This window comes from Burkholderia sp. AU16741, assembly GCF_002223345.1.
Lineage (GTDB): Bacteria > Pseudomonadota > Gammaproteobacteria > Burkholderiales > Burkholderiaceae > Burkholderia > Burkholderia sola.
Window position 1 is genome coordinate 1,302,908 of sequence record NZ_NKEZ01000008.1, and the last position, 18,094, is coordinate 1,321,001.

13 protein-coding genes and 2 pseudogenes are annotated in these 18,094 nt (G+C 67.5%); 3 read left to right on the forward strand and 12 right to left on the reverse strand.

The annotated features are described in order from the left end of the window. Positions 1–13: 13 nt before the first annotated feature. The 8 genes from CFB89_RS26285 to CFB89_RS26320 all read right to left on the reverse strand — a co-directional run bounded on the left by CFB89_RS26285 (position 14) and on the right by CFB89_RS26320 (position 10,273). Complete coding sequence (locus CFB89_RS26285) at positions 14–1,255, reverse strand: SRPBCC family protein (RefSeq protein WP_089470398.1); 1,242 nt, start codon at positions 1,253–1,255, stop codon at positions 14–16. Positions 1,256–1,308: 53 nt separating this feature from the next. Beyond that, positions 1,309–2,094 (reverse strand): electron transfer flavoprotein subunit beta/FixA family protein, encoded by a 786-nt coding sequence (locus CFB89_RS26290; RefSeq protein ID WP_089470399.1) that lies wholly within the window; start codon positions 2,092–2,094, stop codon positions 1,309–1,311. Further along, positions 2,091–3,251: an electron transfer flavoprotein subunit alpha/FixB family protein gene (locus tag CFB89_RS26295; protein ID WP_089470400.1), complete on the reverse strand. Its 1,161-nt coding sequence runs from the start codon at positions 3,249–3,251 to the stop codon at positions 2,091–2,093. Before CFB89_RS26295 ends, CFB89_RS26290 begins: the two co-directional genes overlap by 4 nt. A gap of 4 nt (positions 3,252–3,255) precedes the next feature. Further along, positions 3,256–5,181: a (Fe-S)-binding protein gene (locus CFB89_RS26300; protein ID WP_089470401.1), complete on the reverse strand. Its 1,926-nt coding sequence runs from the start codon at positions 5,179–5,181 to the stop codon at positions 3,256–3,258. 3 nt (positions 5,182–5,184) lie between these two features. Next, the gene (locus tag CFB89_RS26305; protein ID WP_089470402.1) at positions 5,185–7,248 is read right to left on the reverse strand and encodes an NADH:flavin oxidoreductase; all 2,064 of its coding nucleotides are present in this window, start codon (positions 7,246–7,248) and stop codon (positions 5,185–5,187) included. Positions 7,249–7,316: 68 nt separating this feature from the next. After that, complete coding sequence (locus CFB89_RS26310) at positions 7,317–7,850, reverse strand: DUF5943 domain-containing protein (RefSeq protein WP_050012296.1); 534 nt, start codon at positions 7,848–7,850, stop codon at positions 7,317–7,319. A 138-nt stretch (positions 7,851–7,988) separates the two neighbouring features. Continuing rightward, the gene (locus CFB89_RS26315) at positions 7,989–8,960 is read right to left on the reverse strand and encodes a dipeptidase (RefSeq protein ID WP_006480656.1); all 972 of its coding nucleotides are present in this window, start codon (positions 8,958–8,960) and stop codon (positions 7,989–7,991) included. Positions 8,961–8,998: 38 nt separating this feature from the next. Further along, positions 8,999–10,273: a serine hydroxymethyltransferase gene (locus tag CFB89_RS26320; RefSeq protein WP_089436937.1), complete on the reverse strand. Its 1,275-nt coding sequence runs from the start codon at positions 10,271–10,273 to the stop codon at positions 8,999–9,001. 446 nt (positions 10,274–10,719) lie between these two features. Here CFB89_RS26320 and CFB89_RS26325 point away from each other — a divergent pair, with 446 nt between their 5' ends. Continuing rightward, on the forward strand, positions 10,720–11,745 hold the full coding sequence (locus CFB89_RS26325; protein ID WP_089470403.1) for a GlxA family transcriptional regulator: 1,026 nt from the start codon (positions 10,720–10,722) through the stop codon (positions 11,743–11,745). Positions 11,746–11,912: 167 nt separating this feature from the next. Here CFB89_RS26325 and CFB89_RS26330 read toward each other — a convergent pair. Then, a pseudogene (locus CFB89_RS26330) lies at positions 11,913–12,131 on the reverse strand (hypothetical protein); the annotation flags it as partial. Here CFB89_RS26330 and CFB89_RS35515 point away from each other — a divergent pair. After that, positions 12,120–12,388, forward strand: a pseudogene (locus CFB89_RS35515) (PLP-dependent aminotransferase family protein); the annotation flags it as partial. The pseudogenes CFB89_RS26330 and CFB89_RS35515 overlap by 12 nt on opposite strands. A 191-nt stretch (positions 12,389–12,579) precedes the next feature. Continuing rightward, a complete protein-coding gene (locus CFB89_RS26340; protein ID WP_089470404.1) occupies positions 12,580–13,341 on the forward strand; it encodes a hypothetical protein in 762 nt (253 codons plus the stop codon). 274 nt (positions 13,342–13,615) lie between these two features. Here CFB89_RS26340 and fdhA read toward each other — a convergent pair whose 3' ends face one another. The 3 genes from fdhA to CFB89_RS26360 all read right to left on the reverse strand — a co-directional run bounded on the left by fdhA (position 13,616) and on the right by CFB89_RS26360 (position 18,093). Then, complete coding sequence (gene fdhA, locus CFB89_RS26345) at positions 13,616–14,812, reverse strand: formaldehyde dehydrogenase, glutathione-independent (protein ID WP_011547090.1); 1,197 nt, start codon at positions 14,810–14,812, stop codon at positions 13,616–13,618. Positions 14,813–15,052: 240 nt separating this feature from the next. Next, positions 15,053–16,243: an efflux RND transporter periplasmic adaptor subunit gene (locus tag CFB89_RS26355; RefSeq protein ID WP_089470405.1), complete on the reverse strand. Its 1,191-nt coding sequence runs from the start codon at positions 16,241–16,243 to the stop codon at positions 15,053–15,055. Beyond that, entirely contained in the window at positions 16,243–18,093 is a 1,851-nt protein-coding gene (locus CFB89_RS26360; RefSeq protein WP_089470406.1) for an efflux transporter outer membrane subunit, read from the reverse strand. The genes CFB89_RS26355 and CFB89_RS26360 overlap by 1 nt, the downstream gene beginning before the upstream one ends. Between the last annotated feature and the right edge of the window lies 1 nt (position 18,094).

The window sequence follows — 18,094 nt, forward strand, 5'->3', positions numbered from 1 at the left end:
GTTCCGCTGACGACTACGCGCCGGTTTGTTCGGCGAGCCGGCCGATGTACCAGGCCGAGAATTTTTCGACGAGACCTTCGGTGTACGGCGAGTACGGGCCCGGTTCGTACGCACTGCTGGTCGCGCCGCGCTGCGAGAATTCGACGAGCGCGCGATCCTGGTCGTTGGTCGCGTTCCACACCGCCGTGAGGTTCTTCACGTCGTAGTCGATGCCTTCCTTCGCGTCCTTGTGCACGAGCCACTTCGTGCGCACGAGCGTCTTGCCGGCCGACAGCGGGATCACCGAGAACGTCACGATGTGATCGCTCATGAAGTGGTGCCACGAGTTCGGCTGCGTCCAGAACGACAGCCCGCCGAGGTCGGCCTTGTCGAAGCCGCCGAGCAGCTTCTTCGACGCGACCTTCGCATCGAGCGTCTGCGATTCGCCGTGACGGTCGAGCGGCAGGCGCTGCGTGCGGAAACCCGTCACGTCGAGCAGCTTTTCGATTTCGGCGGACGGCAGGCCAATCTCGGCCCACTCCTTGCCGCGCCGCACGCACGTTTCGGCGAAGGCGTCCATGCCTTCGGCGTTCGCGTCGGAGCGCTGGTAGCCGAAGCCGTATTCGTACAGCGAGATCGTCAGCTCCGGATGGTTCGCGACGCAGTGATAGCACTCGCGGTTGTTCTCCATCGTGAGCTTCCAGTTGCCTTCCTCGATGATGTCGATCTGCGCGGCGATCTTCGTGCTCGGCAGGTCGTGCGGCAGCAGGTACGGCTCCATCTCGGCGCGCATCTGCGCGAAATCGACCGGCGGCTCGTCGGCGAGGCAGATGAAGATCAGGCCCGCGAGGTTCTCGACGTGCACCGACTTCAGGCTGTGCTTGCAGCGGTCGAACTTCTCGCCCATGTGCTCGGCGAACATCAGCTGGCCCGTCAGGTTGTACGTCCAGCTGTGGTACGGGCACACGATGTTGCCGACCGAGCCCTTGTCTTCGTTGCACAGGCGCGCGCCGCGGTGACGGCACACGTTGTGGAACGCACGGATCGCCATGTCGTCGTCGCGCACGATCAGGATCGAATCGTTGCCCAGCTCCACGGTCACGTAATCGCCCGGCTCGGGAACGTCCGGTTCGATCGCCACCTGGATCCAGTGCTGGCGGAAAATCGCCTCCATGTCGAGCGCGAAGATGTCCTCGCTCGTGTAGAACGGCGCTTCGAGGCTGTGGCCTTCCTTGCGGCGTTCGATCAGTGCACGAATGTCTGCCGATACTTTCATCGTTTGCTCCGGATTCCTTGCATCCCTGGGTTGCTTGCCGACAGGCATCAAAATCAGTAGTCGATGAGCTGATGCTCGCGCAAATACGCGAGGATCACTTGTGCTTTTTCGACCGAACTCCCTTCATTTACGACGTTGCCGCCACGGCTCTCGGTCGTCGTCGCGGACAGCATCCGGGCATGCCCGGAGCGCTTCTCGGCGGCGACCAGCTTTACGGGTTTACGCTCGACCGGGCCGACCGTCCACGCGGCCGCATCGGCATCCGCGCCGGGCGCCGCGAGCGCCGGCCGGATCGCGCCGGCGCGCAGCCGCGCATACGCATAGCGCGGCTCGACGCCGGCGAGCGGGTGCACGGCGACGACGGCCGGCAGCGCCGCGTCGACACGCCGCCGCAGCCCTTTCGGCAAAAATTGCCGGACCGCCGCGCGGCCGTCTTCGACCGTCACGTCGACGGCCGAGCCGACGAGCGGATAGCCGAGCGCCGCGGCGATGCGATACGGCAGCATCCCGGTGTCGTACGCGCCCTCGGCGCGCGTACCGGTCAGCACGAGGTCGTAACCTTCGACGCGCGCGGCGAGCGCGTGCACGGCATCGTCGCCGTCGCGGCAGGCCAGCACCTCGACCTCCCGCGCGCCAAGCGCCAGATACTCGGCCAGCGCCGCATTCGCGGGGTCGCCGGCATGGATCACGTCGAGCGTCGCGCGATGCTTCTCGGCGAGCTGGCGGCCGGTTTCGAGCGCGGCCGCATCGTTACGGCTGTAGCGCGCGACGCCGCTGACCGGATGCCGGCCGACGGACACGAGCACCGCGATGCGTTGCAATGAGCGGGGGGCGTTCATGCGGCGACTCCTTCGGGTTCACGGTTATCGACCGCGGCCGGCGATTCGCCGCGCGCGGCCTGGACCTGTTCGATCAGCGCGGCGATCGTCGCCTGCGCGTCGCCGACCACCGTCAGGTTCGCGCGCTTCGCGATCGGCGCGCTGCCGTCGAGGTTCACCGCGATCACGTGGCGGCAGTCCTTGATCCCCTGCAAATGCTGCACCGCGCCCGAGATGCCGAACGCGATGTACACGCTCGCCTCGACCGTCTTGCCGGTCGCGCCGACCTGCTTGTCGCGCGTGAAGTGGCCGTTGTCGACCGCGACGCGGCTCGCGCCGATCGCCGCGCCGAACACGCCGGCCAGCCGCTCGAATGCGCCGATGTCGGACACGCCGTTGCCGGCCGACACGATGAAATCGGCTTCCTCGAGCGCGACCTGGGCCGCGTCGATTTCGTCGAGACCGAGATCGCGGTACGGCTGCGCGGCGTCATGCGCCGGGCGGATGAAATCGGCCGCCACGCGCTCGCCCGCGCCGACGAACGGCAGCTTCGCGTCCACCGCGTTCTGCGCGAGCAGGATCACCTCGGGCAGCGCGCGGGTCGCGAACGCGCGCCCGGCCTGGGCATACGTACCCACGTGCTTCGCGTCGATTTCGACGACGTGGGTCGCGACGCTCGCGCCGGCGGCCGCCGCGTAACGCCGGCCGAGGTCGCCGTCGCCCGTCGCGTTGTCAGGCACGAACACGTGTTTCGGCGCGAGCGCGGCAACACACGCCTGCAACGCTTGCAGTTCGCTTTCGGGATCGAACGCACGGCGATCGAAGCCGGTCAGCTCGAGCAGCTTGTCGACGCCGAGTTCGGCCACGTCGTCCTTGAGCTCGCCGAACGCGAGCAGCGCGACTTCCGTCTGCGCATCGGCGAGCACCGCGGCGGCGGCAATCGCCTGCCGCGAATGGTCGTCGAGCGCGCCGCGTTCGCTGTGCGCGACCACCAGCATTACGTGCTTCGGGCCCTGCAGCGCGCGGCGCGGCTTCGCGGCCGCGGCGCCATGACCGTGCGCGGACCACTGCGCGGCGTTCGCATCGGCGCTGCCTTCCTCGCCGAGCGTGATGCGCTTCAGGCCGGCGGCCGTGATGATGAACGGCCGGCGCGGATCGATTCGTTTGATCGTATTCATCGATTCACTCCAGCGAGGCGGCGACGAGTTCGGCGACGTCGAGCACGTCGGGGCGCGGGCCCACGACGCCTTCGAGCATGGCCGTGCAGTTCGGGCACGCAACCGCGACCACGTCGGCACCGATCGTGCGTGCGTCGGCGATGCGGATGTCCGGGATGCGCTGCTTGCCGGGGATGTCGGTCAGCGGCGCGCCGCCGCCACCACCGCAGCAGCGGCCGCGCATGCCGTTGCGCTCCATCTCGACGACCTGGATGCCGATCGTCTTCAGCAGCTTGCGCGGCGCTTCCGTCTCGCCGTTGTAGCGGCCGAGGTAGCACGGGTCGTGATACGTGGTGCGCTTCTCCTGCAGCGCGTCGACCGCCTTCGGCGCGATCTTGCCGCTCTCGGCCAGTTCGGCCAGATAGGTCGTGTGATGCTTGACCGTCACGCGCAGCCCGAGCGCGCGGTATTCGTTGCGCAGGCTGTGCATCACGTGCGGGTCGGCCGTCACGATCTGCTTGTACGACAGCGTGCCGAGCGTGCCGATCAGGCGCTTCGCCATCTGCTGGAACGTCGCTTCGTCGCCGAGCCGGCGCGCGACGTCGCCCGTGTCGGTCTCGGTCGGGCCGAGCACCGCGTAATCGACGCCCGCCTTGTTCAGCACCTTCACGAACGCGCGCAGCGTGCGCTGGTAGCGCATGTCGAACGCGCCTTCGCCCGCGACGAACAGCACGTCGACCGGCTTGCCGGGTTGCGCGACCGGGGCGCTCAGGTCGACCGACCAGTCGTAGCGCGCGGCCGTGTCGTAGCCGCCCATCGTGCCGGTCTCGCGCAGGTTCGCGAGCACTTCCTGGCCCTTGCCCGGCACGGTGCCGTGCACGAGCGTGCGGTTGCGGCGCATGTCGACGATCGCGTCGACGTGCTCGATCAGCATCGGGCATTCCTGCACGCATGCGCGGCAGGTCGTGCACGACCACAGCGTCTGCTCCTCGATCAGGCCCGACACGATCGGGCCGTTCGGCTCGCCTCGATGCTGGCCGACCGGAATGCCCGGCGACGGGCTGCCCGCGTACGCCGCGTCGGTGCCGCCGGCCATCCCGACGACGAGATCCTGGATCAGCTTCTTCGGGTTCAGCGGCTGGCCCGACGCGAACGCCGGGCACGCGGCTTCGCACTTGCCGCACTGCACGCATGCGTCGAAGCTCAGCAACTGGTTCCAGCGGAATTCGACCGGCTTCGCGACGCCGTACTCCTGATGCTCGATGTCCGGCAGCTTCAGCGCGGTCGGCGGCGTGGCCGTGCCGTTGCCGGTGAAGGATTCGCGCGTGGCCGCGAAACGCTCCTGGCGCGGGTGGAACGCGAGGTGCAGCAGCCCGGCGATCGCATGCTTCATCGGGCCGCCCTTCGCGGCGCCGACCGTCATCGTGAACGCACCGACGCCGATCAGCAGCGCGCAGAGCACCGCGAACGCACCCGACATCGCGCCGGTCGGCACCAGCATGAACAGCACGAGGCCGAGCGCGAACGAACCGAGCAGCCAGGGCAGCGTATTCCACGGGCCGCGCGACAGGCGCGCCGGCACGTTCTTCGCCGCGCGGCGGCGCCACACGAACACCGCGCCGACCAGCATCGCGAGCGCCGCGAGGAAGATCAGCTTGTCGAGCCACGGCGAGTAGATCGCGAGGCCATAGTTGACGAACACCAGCGCGAGCGCGCCGATCGCACCGCCGGCGGTCGCGACGTGGGTCTTCGCGATGTACGGATCGCGGGCGACCACGTGGTGCAGGTCGACGAAATAACGCTTCGGAATCGCGAACAGGTTCGCGACGCCGAACGAGCCGGGCGCGGTGGCGCGGCCCAGACGCCAGTAGGACGAGCGCTTCGCGACCGCGAACGCGAGCCCCGCCACCGACAGCCACAACAGGGCGGTAATGAGGAAGGACGGGTTCATCTTTTAGAAATCCTTCACGAGACGCAGCGAGTCGTAGATCGCACCGTGGACGTTGTGCATCGAGATGCAGTCGCCGACACGGAACAGCAGGAAGCGGCCGTTGCCGAGTTCTTCCGACAGGCACGGCTGCGGCTCGGCCGCGAACAGTGTGTGCGGATCGATCTGGCCGCGGTTCACCGATTCCGGCTTGAGCTTCCAGTACAGTTCGTCGTTCGGCGACGAGCCGTTCTCGATCACCACCTGGTCGACCGCGCGCTCTTCCAGTTCTTCCGTGTACTCGTTGCGCAGCACGGCGATCATCTTGCCGTTCTCTTCATAGACGCGATCGAGCGTCGTGTTCGGCGTCGGGATCACGCCGAACGCGTACAGGCGCCGATAGAAGATCGGGAACGTCGTGCCGCCGCAGTCGTCGGCGACCTTCACGTCCGGCGTGACGACCTCGACCTTCGAGCCGCGGCTCGCCATGAAATCGGCCACGCCCGCGCCCGCATGCGTGCTCACGCCGTCGAACAGCAGCACGTTCTGCTTCGGCTCGACCTTGCCGGTCAGGATGTCCCACGAGCTGACGGCGAGGCCTTCGGCCACACCCCACGCCGGCACCTGCCACGTGAAGCTCGACCCGCCGGTGGCGAGCACGACGATGTCCGGCTTCTCGGCCATGATCATCTTCTCGTCGGCGGCCACGCCGAGACGCCGATCGACGCCCAGACGCTTCGTTTCCATGTCGAACCAGCGGATGATCCCCGACATCTGCTCGCGCTGCGGCGCCTTCGCGGCGATCATCACCTGGCCGCCCACTTCCGCGTTCTTCTCGAACAGCACGACGTCGTGGCCGCGCAACTTCGCGACACGCGCGGCCTCGAGGCCCGCGGGGCCGGCGCCGACCACCACGACCTTGCGCTTCGGGCCGCGCGACTTCTCGATGATGTGCGGCATCGTCGCCTCGCGCGACGTCGCCGCGTTCTGGATGCACAGCACGTCGAGGCCGTTGTACTGGCGGTCGATGCAGTAGTTCGCGCCGACGCACTGCTTGATTTCGTCCTCGCGGCCGTCGCGGATCTTGATCACCATGTGCGGATCGGCGATCTGCGCGCGCGTCATGCCGACCAGGTCGATCATCCCGTTCGCGAGCAGGCGCTCGGCCTGGCCCGCATCCCGGATGCTTTGCGCGTGCATCACCGGAATCTTCACGACCGACTTGATGCCGGCCGCGAGGTGCACGAACGGCTCCGGCGGCAGCGCCATCGGCGGCATGCAGTTCGCGATCGTGTTGTGCGTATCGCCGCCCGAGCCGACCACGCTCAGGTAGTCGATCAGGCCGGTTTCCGACATCGCCTGCGCGATTTCCTTCAGCGCTTCGTGATCGAGGCCGTCTTCGTGGAATTCATCGCCGCACATGCGCAGGCCGACGCAGAAATCCTTGCCGACCGCCTCGCGCACGGCCGTCAGCACTTCGATGCCGAAGCGCAGGCGATTTTCGAGGCTGCCGCCCCATTCGTCGGTGCGGTGGTTCGAACGCTTGCTCCAGAACTGGTCGATCAGGTGCTGGTGCGCGGCGGAGATTTCGATGCCGTCCATGCCGGCCGCCTTCACGCGCTTCGCGGCCGCCGCGAAATCGCCGATGATGCGGCGGATTTCCTCGATCTCGATGATCTTCGCGTTACCGCGGTGCACGGGTTCGCGCACGCCCGACGGCGACATCAGGTGCGGCCAGTGCTCGCCGTGGAACGACGAGCGGCGGCCCATGTGCGTCGCCTGGATCATGATCTTCGCGCCGTGCTTGTGCATCGTGTCGGCCAGGCGCGTGAGCGGATCGATGATCTTGTCGGTCGACAGGTTCACCGATTTCCACCAGCCTTGCGGGCTGTCGATCGATACCGGGCTCGACCCGCCGCAGATGGCCAGGCCGACGCCACCCTTCGCCTTTTCCTCGTAGTAGCGGATATAGCGGTCGCCCGGCAGGCCGCCCGGCTCGGCATACACCTCCGCGTGCGCGGTGCTGACGATCCGGTTGCGCAGCGTCAGCTGGTTCAGCTGCATGGGTTTGAACAGGTGGGGATAACGCATCGCTGGCGACCTCTGGCGTTCGAATGTCTCGTGTTGCGGGTGTTGTTCGGCTTCAGTGAATCAATGCGTCAGTGCGCGATCGGCGACACTTCGAAGATGCAGTGGTCGTGATGCTCGGCCGCGCACTGCACTTCCTTCGAGTACGCGCGCGGCGCGCCCTTGCCTTCCGGCGTCGTGTCGTTGACCCAGTCCATCGCGCCCGCGAACCATCCCGCGAACATGTAGCAGAGCTTGCCTTCCTTGCCCGGCTGCTGGAGCACGAACGACGAGTGGCGCAGTTCGATCTTCGCGCGGGCGCTCGCCGGGTCGGCCTCGATGATCGAGAACAGGCCCCAACCACGCTGCGACAGACGCTTCAGGTAGTGCTCGAACACGGCCATGCCGGTCAGGCCGTGCAGCTTGGCTTCCTTGTCGCACCAGTGGTAGGCGGATTTGTAGCCGGCCTTGTAGAGGATCTCGGCATATGCGTCGACGCCGAGCGCTTCCTCGACGGCGACGTGGTTGTTCGTGAAGAAGTGGCGCGGCACGTACAGCATCGGCAGCGCGTCGGTGGTCCAGACGCCGGTATCGGGATCGACGTTGATCGGCAGTTGCGGTTGCATCGTGGTGACTCCGTGAGGAAAGTGGCCGCGCGGCTCAGTGCGCAGGCGCGACATCGTCCGCGTGCCCGCGCGGCAAGCGCTGGCACGTCCCGATTTTTTTATGTTGAAACGACGGTAGCGGTTCGGCTCGTCGGGCGCTTACGCGCCCCACACGTCCTTGAACACGCGCACCCAGTTCTCGCCCATGATCTTGCGGATGCGCGACTCGCTCCAGCCGTGGCGTTCCATCGCGGCCGTCAGGTTCGGGAATTCGCCGATCGTGCGGATGCCGTCCGGGTTGATCACCTTGCCGAAGTTCGTCAGCTGGCGATAACGGCCCTTGTCATGCGTCAGCATGTCGAAGAACTCCTTCGCGAAATCCTGCGTGAAGTCCGTGCCGATGCCGACCGCGTCTTCGCCGATCAGGTTCACGACGTAGTCGATCGCCTCGATGTAGTCGTCGATGTTCGCTTCGATGCCGCGCTTCAGGAACGGCGCGAACATCGTCACGCCGACGAAGCCGCCCGCATCGGCGATCTCCTTCAGCTGCGCGTCGCTCTTGTTGCGCGGATGTTCCTTCAGGCCCGACGGCAGGCAGTGCGAGTAGCACACCGGCTTCTTCGAGAACGCGATCGCTTCCGACGACGTGTTGCCGCCCACGTGCGACAGGTCGACCATGATGCCGACGCGGTTCATCTCGGTGATCACTTCGCGGCCGAAGTCCGACAGGCCGCCGTCGCGCTCGTAGCAGCCGGTGCCGACCAGGTTCTGCGTGTTGTAGCAAAGCTGCACGACGCGCACGCCCATGTCGGCGAACGCCTCGATGTAGCCGAGGTTGTCTTCGAACGCATGCGCGTTCTGGAAGCCGAGGATGATCCCGGTCTTGCCTTCCTTCTTCGCGCGGAAGATGTCGTCCGTCGTGCGCACGAGCGTCAGCAGCTCGCCGTTGTCGCGGATCTTCTTCTTCATCACGCCGATGTTGTCGACGGTCTTGGTGAAGTTCTCCCACACCGATACCGTGCAGTTCGCGGCCGTGATGCCGCCCTTTCGCATGTCCTCGAACACCGGCTTCTCGAACTTCGAGATGTTCAGTCCGTCGATGATGATGCTGTCCTGATGCAGCGTGCTCATATCTGCTCTCGCTCGTGTGACTGTTCTTGTGGGGTCGATCAGTAGATCGGGAAGCGCTCGCAGAGCGCGAAGATCTCGCGGCGCACGCGCTGTTCGGTTGCGGGATCGCCTTCCGGATTCGCGCGCAGCGCGTCGAACACCTCGAGGATCAGGCGGCCGATCTCGCGGAACTCCGCGACGCCGAAGCCGCGCGTCGTGCCGGCCGGCGTGCCGAGGCGAATGCCCGACGTGACGGTCGGCTTCTCGGTGTCGAACGGAATGCCGTTCTTGTTGCAGGTGATGCCAGCGCGTTCCAGCGCCTGCTCGACCGGCGCGCCCTTCAGGCCCTTCGGGCGCAGGTCGACCAGCAGCAGGTGGTTGTCGGTGCCGCCCGTGACGAGATCGACGCCGCCAGCCTTCAGCACTTCGCCGAGCGCCTGCGCGTTCGCGAGCACGCTGTCGATGTAGGTCTTGAAATCCGCATGCAGCACTTCGCCGAACGCGACGGCCTTGCCGGCGATCACGTGCATCAGCGGACCGCCCTGCAGGCCGGGGAACACGGCCGAGTTGATCTTCTTCGCGATGTCCTCGTCGTTGGTCAGCACGAAGCCGCCGCGCGGGCCGCGCAGCGTCTTGTGCGTGGTCGACGTGACGACGTGCGCGTGCTCGACCGGGTTCGCGTGGCGGCCCGCGGCGATCACGCCCGCGATGTGCGCCATGTCGACCATCAGCTTCGCGCCGACGCTGTCGGCGATCGCGCGAAAGCGTGCGAAGTCGAGCGCGCGCGGGTAAGCCGAGAAGCCGGCGATGATGAGGTTCGGCTTGTGCTCGTGGGCGAGCGCCTCGACCTGGTCGTAGTCGATGCGCAGCGTGTCGCGGTTCACGCCGTACTGGACCGCGTTGAACCACTTGCCCGACAGCGCCGGCTTCGCGCCGTGCGTCAGGTGGCCGCCCGCGTCGAGCGACATGCCGAGCACCGTGTCGCCCGGCTTGGCGAGCGCGAGCATCACCGAACCGTTCGCCTGCGCGCCGGAGTGCGGCTGCACGTTCGCATAGCCGGCGTTGAAAATCTGCTTCACGCGTTCGATCGCGAGCGCCTCGACTTCATCGGCGAATTCGCAGCCGCCGTAGTAGCGCTTGCCGGGATAGCCTTCCGCATACTTGTTGGTCAGTACCGAGCCCTGCGCCTCGAGCACGGCACGCGACACGATGTTTTCCGACGCGATCAGCTCGACTTGCGACTGCTGACGCTCGAGTTCCTTCAGGATGGCGCTGCGCACCGGCGCGTCGCGCTCGGCAAGGGTCTGCGAGAAGAAAGGCTGAGTGTTCGACATAGTGCGTCCGTGACGAAGAATAAAGGGCTGCAACCGAAGCTCGAGGCCCGCCGTGCCTGGGTTTCCCACTCGCCCAGTGCAAGGCTGCCGACGGCTCTATTCTTGTCGTTCGGATTTTCGGCGGATTGATGAATTTAGACGCGTTCTTTGCCTTTTCCGCCATGCGCGTCCGTTTTGTACAAGTGACCGGTCGTGCTTTTCTGGATGACCGCCCGAAACGGTGTCGCTGATTCACCTATGGACACGCACACCGGCAGTGCGTTTGCCGCACGTTCGCGTGCGGCGTCTCCCGGATACGGTGCAGTGCAGCAACGGCCCGATGCCCAGACAACGTATGGAGCTAGGGTTTAGCCGTATGGCACGCTTGTTGCACTCGCTCACACAATACCGTAGCCCGATCCGTGCCCCGGGCCAAAAAGCTATTAGAGATTCAAGGAACGCTCCCCATGTCGCCCGACCGCACAGCGTCGCTGTCCCACTTCGCGTTCATGCCTTTACCGAACTTCACGATGATCGCGTTCACCAATGCGATCGAGGTGCTTCGGATGGCGAACTACCTGAGCGGCCAGCCGCTCTATCGCTGGTCGGTGATCAGCCCGGACGGCGGCCCGGTCATGGCGAGCAACGGCCTCACGGTCGACACGGGGCCGGCCGAATGCGTGGGGCAACCCGACATCGTTTTCGTGTGCGGCGGCGTCGACGTGCAGCGCGCGACCACGCCCGCCCATCTGTCGACGCTGCGTCGCTTCGCGCGCATGGGGCTCTCGCTCGGCAGCCTGTGCACGGGCACCTATGCACTCGCGAAGTCGGGGCTGCTCGCGGGCTACGCGTGCGCGATCCACTGGGAGAACATGTCCGCGCTGAAGGAAGAGTTTCCGGACACGCGCTTCCTGAAGGAACTGTTCGTGATCGACCGCGACCGCATCACGTGCACGGGCGGCGTCGCGCCGCTCGACATGATGCTGAACCTGATCGCCGCGCGCGTCGGCACCGCGCGCGTCACGCAGATCGCCGAGCAGTTCATCGTCGAACACGTGCGCGACACGAGCGCGCAGCAGCGCATGCCGCTCGTCGCCCGCCTCGGCTCGGCGAACAAGTCGCTGTTCGAAGTGATCTCGCTGATGGAAAACAACATCGAGGAGCCGCTGTCGCGCGAGGAACTCGCACGGCTCGCGAACATGTCGCAGCGGCAATTGCAACGCCTCTTCCGCGAACATCTCGGGATGACGCCGACGCACTACTACCTGACGCTGCGGCTGCGTCGTGCGCGCGAGCTGCTGCTGCAGACCGACATGTCGATCATGCACATCACGATGGCGTGCGGCTTCCAGTCGGCATGCCATTTCAGCAAGAGCTATCGCGATGCGTTCGGCGTCGCGCCGACGCGCGAGCGCCGCAAGCAGGTAGCGCCGCTCGCGCAGGGTGCGGCGGGTGCGGGGGCGGCGTTTCCGGCGCATGTGCTGCATGCGTGAGGCAGGCGCTGTGCAGTAGGAAGCATGCCGAGCGGCCGCGAAGGCCTGATCGAAAACGCCAGGCGGATTTTTCAGCCTTTCGGCGCGATGCTTTCGCGCCGCTTCAACTGACGGCATTACCGTTGTAATCGCCGACTTTCCTCTTCCCGATCTGCTCGAGCTACAAGCGTCACGTCGCCCACATAGAGCTGATAACCGCCCGCCGTCGTCGACGAGAAGAACAGGTATTTCGTACCACTGACGGGCGCCGGGTCCGAATTGTTGCTCATGCAGTCGTTGAGCGCCAGCGCGCTCGGCGTCGAGGCCGGGTCGGCCGTCTTCGCATAGATCTGGTCGGCCCCGCCGCTATCCTTCCAGCGCGCGTAGTACACCATGCCGTCCGCGCGCTTCCGACGGATACCGAAGTGTTCGCACCGCGCGGCGGGTATTTCCTGCGGATCGAACTGCCGCCGCACATGGATGCGACGCACCTGTTCGGCGAGGCGATGGAAAACGGCGTGAGCATCGCGCCGGGCCGATCTTTTCCGCGACCGGCGGTTTCCGCCGTTATTTGCGGCTCAATTACGGACGACCGTGGACACCGCCCGTCGAGCGTGCGCTGGAGACGCTCGGTATGCTCGCGGCCCGACAGCGGCACGGCGGCTGGTACGAAGCGTGCGGAGCGCGACGCGCGACTTACGCCTTGCGTTTCGCGTGCAAACGACCAAGAATGAAGCGGCAGGCAGCCGCGGACCAACGGGTTTCACGCGTCCGATGTTATGGAGAATCGCTTGAACACCGCATGCGAACGACCGCCGATGTGTAGCCCGACGATAGCGTCCGCCGGCCGCTGACATGCGCGTCCTGCCCAACCGCAGCGTCCGCGCGCGCGATGCTTGGCGTTCCGTGCTGAATGCACGCGCCGAATCGCGGCACGCGACGTGCTGCCGCTGCCGCGAATGCGGCTTCGTGGCGTTCCGCGCACTCGAGCACTGCCCCGTCTGCGGCCAGTGGAACTGGCCGTTCGAGCCGATCGACCGCACACCGGCCGACGCACGCGCCGCACATGCGCCGCGCTCGTTTCACACGTGGTCGTCGCGGGTCGCCCGCGCGCTGCGCAACGCGGCTTTCCAGCGGCCGCGGGCGTCGAGCGCGCCGATCCTGAGCATCCTCACGCTCGTGCTGCTGGTCGGCGGCTACGTGGCGGTCGACCAGACCTGCAAGGCCGATCCCGTTTGTCGCGGATCCGGTGCGCCGGCCGCCGTCGCGACCGAAGCCGGGCTGCCGCCCGCGTCGAACGATCCATTCCTGCCGGTCGTGCCCGCACCCGTCTACCCGTTTCATTCGCCTGATCAAACGCAAGTGGCGGCCAGTCCACAACAGAGCACCCCGCTCGCCGGCAAACCCGCTCGCCCGACGGCGGTTGCACGAGCCGCGCCGTCGTTGCGCACACCTGACCGGACGCGCGCCGGCGCAGTCCGCGTGGCCGACTGGAAAGGCAGCCGCGATACCGCGCACCGCACGCGCCCGATTCGCCGCGTCAGCCTGCACACCGGGCACACACGTCGCGCCGCGGCCAGCAACGCTCAAATCGCGCAACTCTATCGCGGCCACTGAGCGTGACGCGGGCCCACGCCCGACGATCCGCTTTTCCCGACCACCTTTCATAAAACGGCGTGGGTGAAGTGACCGGCCACACGCGGATCCCCGCCGCACGGCGGTGAACGATTTGGCAACGGGCGGCGATCATCGCCGCCATTCCGCGCGATCGTGATCGGCGGTCGCCGCGCTGCCGTGCCGCCACCTTCGCTTCCGCCACGAAAAACGGGCGGCCCGTTTCCGGCGCCGCCCGTTTTCGCGTCACGCGTCGCGCGCGTCGAACGCTAGCGCATCACGCCGCCAGCAACCCGTGCGGGTCGATGACGAATTTGCGCGGCGCACCGCCGTCGAACTTCTTGTAGCCTTCGGGCGCCTGGTCGAGCGAGATCACTTCGACGTTGACGATCTTCGCGATCGGCAGCCGGTCGAACAGGATCGCCTGCATCAGGTTGCGGTTGTACTTCAGCACCGGCGTCTGGCCCGTGAAGAACGAATGCGACTTCGCCCAGCCGAGGCCGAAGCGGATACTCAGGCTGCCGTGCTGCGCCGCCTTGTCCTTCGCGCCCGGATCGTCCGTCACGTACAGCCCCGGGATGCCGATCGCGCCGGCCGGGCGCGTGATTTCCATCAGCGAGTTCAGCACCGTCGCGGGCGCCTCCTCCGAATGGCCCGACGAGCCGTGGCCGTGTGCCTCGAAGCCGACGCAGTCGACCGCGCAGTCGATCTCGGGCACGCCGAGGATCTGCTCGATCTGCTCGCCGAGCGACGCGTCCTTCGACAGGTCGACCGTCTCGAAGCCCATCGCGCGGGCGTGCGCGAGGCGTTCCGCGTTCATGTCGCCGACGATCGTCACGGCCGCGCCGAGCAGGCGCGCCGATGCGGCCGCCGCCATCCCGACCGGGCCCGCGCCCGCGATGTAGACCGTCGAGCCGGGTTTCACGCCCGCGCTCACCGCACCGTGATAACCGGTCGGCAGAATGTCGGACAGGCAGGTCAGGTCGCGGATCTTCGCCATCGCCTGATCGCGGTCCGGGAATTTCAGCAGGTTGAAATCGGCATACGGCACGAGCACGTACTCGGCCTGGCCGCCGATCCAGCCGCCCATGTCGACGTAGCCGTACGCACCGCCGGCACGCGACGGGTTCACGTTCAGGCACACGCCCGTATGCGTGTCCTTGCACATCGCGCAGCGACCGCACGCGACGTTGAACGGCACCGACACGAGATCGCCGAGCTTCAGCGTCTCGACGTCGCGGCCCACTTCGACCACTTCGCCGGTGATCTCGTGACCGAGCACGAGGCCGACCGGCGCGGTCGTGCGGCCGCGCACCATGTGCTGGTCGGAACCGCAGATGTTCGTGCTGACCACTTTCAGGATCACACCGTGGCCGATCGCGCGGCCGCTTGGGTCGACCATCTTCGGATAATCGATTTTCTGGACTTCGACCTGGCCCGGCCCAAGATAGACGACACCTCGATTGCTGCTCATCGTATTGTCTCCATGTCTCGTTGGATGGCGCCGCGGCGCGCCGGCGCCATGCGGCGCACGCGCAACGTGCTGTTCGAGAGTAGTCCCGGAGGCAGGGGCGCCGATGTCTCAAACGCGACATGCGTTTGATCGACGCCGACATCGATGGCGGAAATACGAAAGTCAGGCGGGAAACTACCGGGCGCGAGACGCATCGGGGTCGGACCGGCCCTCGCGGCCGGCCCTGCGCGACAGCAGCCGCTACCCGCCCTGATTCTCGCGGATGATCGCGGCGGCCGCCGCTTCCGCATCGCTCGCGACGCCGTCGTGCACGCGCGTGCTGACGGCCGGCGTCGGCGGCTCGCTGTCGAGCGCGTGACCGTTGCGGTCGTGCGTGTCGACCGTCGCGCGCATCGAGAGCCCGACACGCAGCGGATGCGCGGCGAGATCGCGCGGATCGAGCGCGATCACCACCGGCACGCGCTGCACGACCTTGATCCAGTTGCCGGCCGCGTTCTGCGACGGCAGCATCGAGAACGCGCTGCCCGTGCCCGCCGAGAAGCCCTGCACACGGCCGCGATAGGCGATGCGCGAGCCGTAGAGATCCGACACGACCTCCACCGGCTGACCGACGCGCATGTGGCGAATCTGTCCTTCCTTGAAATTCGCCTCGACCCACAGCCGGTTGAGCTGCACGATCGACATCAGCGGCACGCCGGGCCCGACCTGCTGGCCGACCTGCACCGAGCGCTGCCCGATCGTGCCGTCGACGGGCGCGACGATCGTCGTGCGCTTCAGGTTCCGGTACGCGAGCTTGAACTGCGCGGCCGCCTGCACGACGGCCGGGCTTTCGTCGACGGGCAGCTTGCTGCCGAGCGCGCGCGCCGCGTCGAGCTGCGCCTGCGCGGCCGCGAGGTTCGCCTGCGCGCCGGCCACCGCCGCGCGCGCCCGCGCCAGTTCTTCCGGTGCGACGATCTCGACCGACGCGCCGGAACGGGCGGCGAGCGCACGCTGCGCGAGCGCCAGGTCGGCGCGCCGCGCATTCACGGCCTCGACGTACATCGTGTTCGAGATCTTCGCGTTCGCGACCTGCCGCACGGCCTGCGCGAGCTGCGCCTTCGCCTGCGCGAACGCGACGGACGCCTCGGCATCGTCGAGCCGCACGAGCGTCTGTCCGGCGCGCACGGCCTGCGTATCGGCGACCACCACGTCGGTCACGGCGCCCGGGATCTGCGCGGCGACCTGCACGATGCTGCCCGCGACATAGGCGTCGTCGGTGTCTTCGTAGTAGCGCTCGCTCAACAGCCAGTATGCGGTCCACGCGAGCGCGGCCAGCAGCACGATCGCGAAGAACACGGTAAAGCGCTTGCGGCGCGTCGCGCGGCGCGCGTCGAGTGCCGGATCGTTCAGCGCGGCCGGCGGCGCGGCGGAGTGAAGGTTGTCGTGGTGCATCAGTCGCTTTGCGTAACGATCAGACGATCGTGCTGGAAGACGGGAATCGCGGGCATCGGCGACCCACCCCTCATCGGGCTCGCCGAGGTCGTGCGCGCGAGAACGGGTGTGCCGCGCGGCGCTGCGTCGGGTTGGGCCGAGCCGACCGTGGACGGGCGCGCCGTGTCATTGCGTCGTGCGGATTCAGGCGCGGGCGCGGCTCTCGCCGTGGCGGCCGCCGCCGACATTGCCGTGCTCCGTGCGGACGAGTCATTCGACGGGCTCGCCACCGCTCCCCGGTTCGCGGCCACGGCAGTGACCGCCCCGCGCCTGGCCGCCCCACTACGCGCCCGCTGCACGGCCGGCGTCCGCGTCTGCCCGACCGTTGCGCCCGCATCGAACCCGCCGCCCAGCGCGCCGACCAACTGAACGCGCAGCGACCGCTGTTTGCCGAGCAGCGCGATCATCTGCGCGCGCTCGTCGATCAGCGTGAGATCCGCGACATCCACGTCCTTCTGCATCAGCACGCCGCGCCGATGGCGGTCAGCCGCAATCTGCACGATCTTCTGCGCGGCCGCGACCGCGTCCTGCTGCTGCGCGACGAGCGTCTGCGACGTCTGCACCGACGTGACGAGTTGCGCGACTTGCCCGAGCGCGTCGTCGACGGTCTTGTTGTACAGCCCGATCGCGACGTCGGCCTGCGCGACGTCCGCGCCAAGCTTCGCCTTCAGCCGGCCGCGATCGAAGATCGGCAGCGAGATCGCCGGGCCGACGGAGCCCGCGAGCGAATCGCGCGAGAACAGCGACGCGGGCGTCAGCGCGAACACGCCGCCGAGCGCGACGAGGTTCACGTCCGGATAGAACTGCGCACGCGTCGAGTCGGCGTTCGCGAACGCGGCCTCGACCCGCAGCCGCGCGGCGACGATGTCGGGCCGGCGGCCGAGCAGGTCGGCCGGCAGCCGGGCGGGCAGCGGGCCGACCGCGAACGCGCCGACGCGCGGCCGCTGCAGCGCGAGCCCGCGCTCCGGGCCACGGCCCGACAGCACGCCGAGTTGCAGTTGCGCGAGCTTGATCTGCTCGTCGTTCAACGCGATCTGTTCGAGCAGGCGGCTGCGCTTGATCGACGCATCGCTCGCGTCGTACGCGTTGTCGAGACCGCGCGCGGTGCGCTCGCGCAGCACGGCCGTCACGCGCTGGCTGATCTTCAGCTTCTGCTGCAACAGGTCGCGCACCGCATACGCCTGATCGAGCTGGCAATACACGGTGACGATCGCGACGGCGAGCGTGAGCCGCACCTGTTCGGCCTCGACGCCGGCCGCGTCGCGCAACGACATCAGGCTCTTCGTCGCCGCGCGGTTCTTGCCCCACAGGTCGAGCTGGTAGTTCAGCCCGACGAAGATCGACGAAGGCGACACGTTCGGATCGCCGAAGATCTGCACCGGCACGCGATAGCCGCCGGCCGTCACGTCGGCGATGTCGCCGGGCTTCGGCATCCGTGCGCGGCTGATCGTCGCGCCGGCCGTGCCGGTCAAACCGGTCAGCGAATCGAACTGCTGAAGCTGCGCCTGCGCGATCCGCAACCGCGCCTGGGCAACCTGCACATCGGGACTGTTCTGCGACGCCTCGGCGACCAGGTCGTCGAGCTGCGGATCCTGCAACTGCTTCACCCAGTCGGGCGCCGGCCACGCGCCGCTCGCGCCGGGGCCGACGGTGTGCGCGAGCGCATCGTCGGCCGGCGTGCGCAGCGACAGCGACGGCAGGAAGCCCGATGGTACGCATCCGCCCAACGCGAACAGCATGGCCGCCACCGCGACCATCGAGCCGCCCTTCACGCCATGCGCCGAACCGGCCGCTTTCGTCAAACGCCGCATC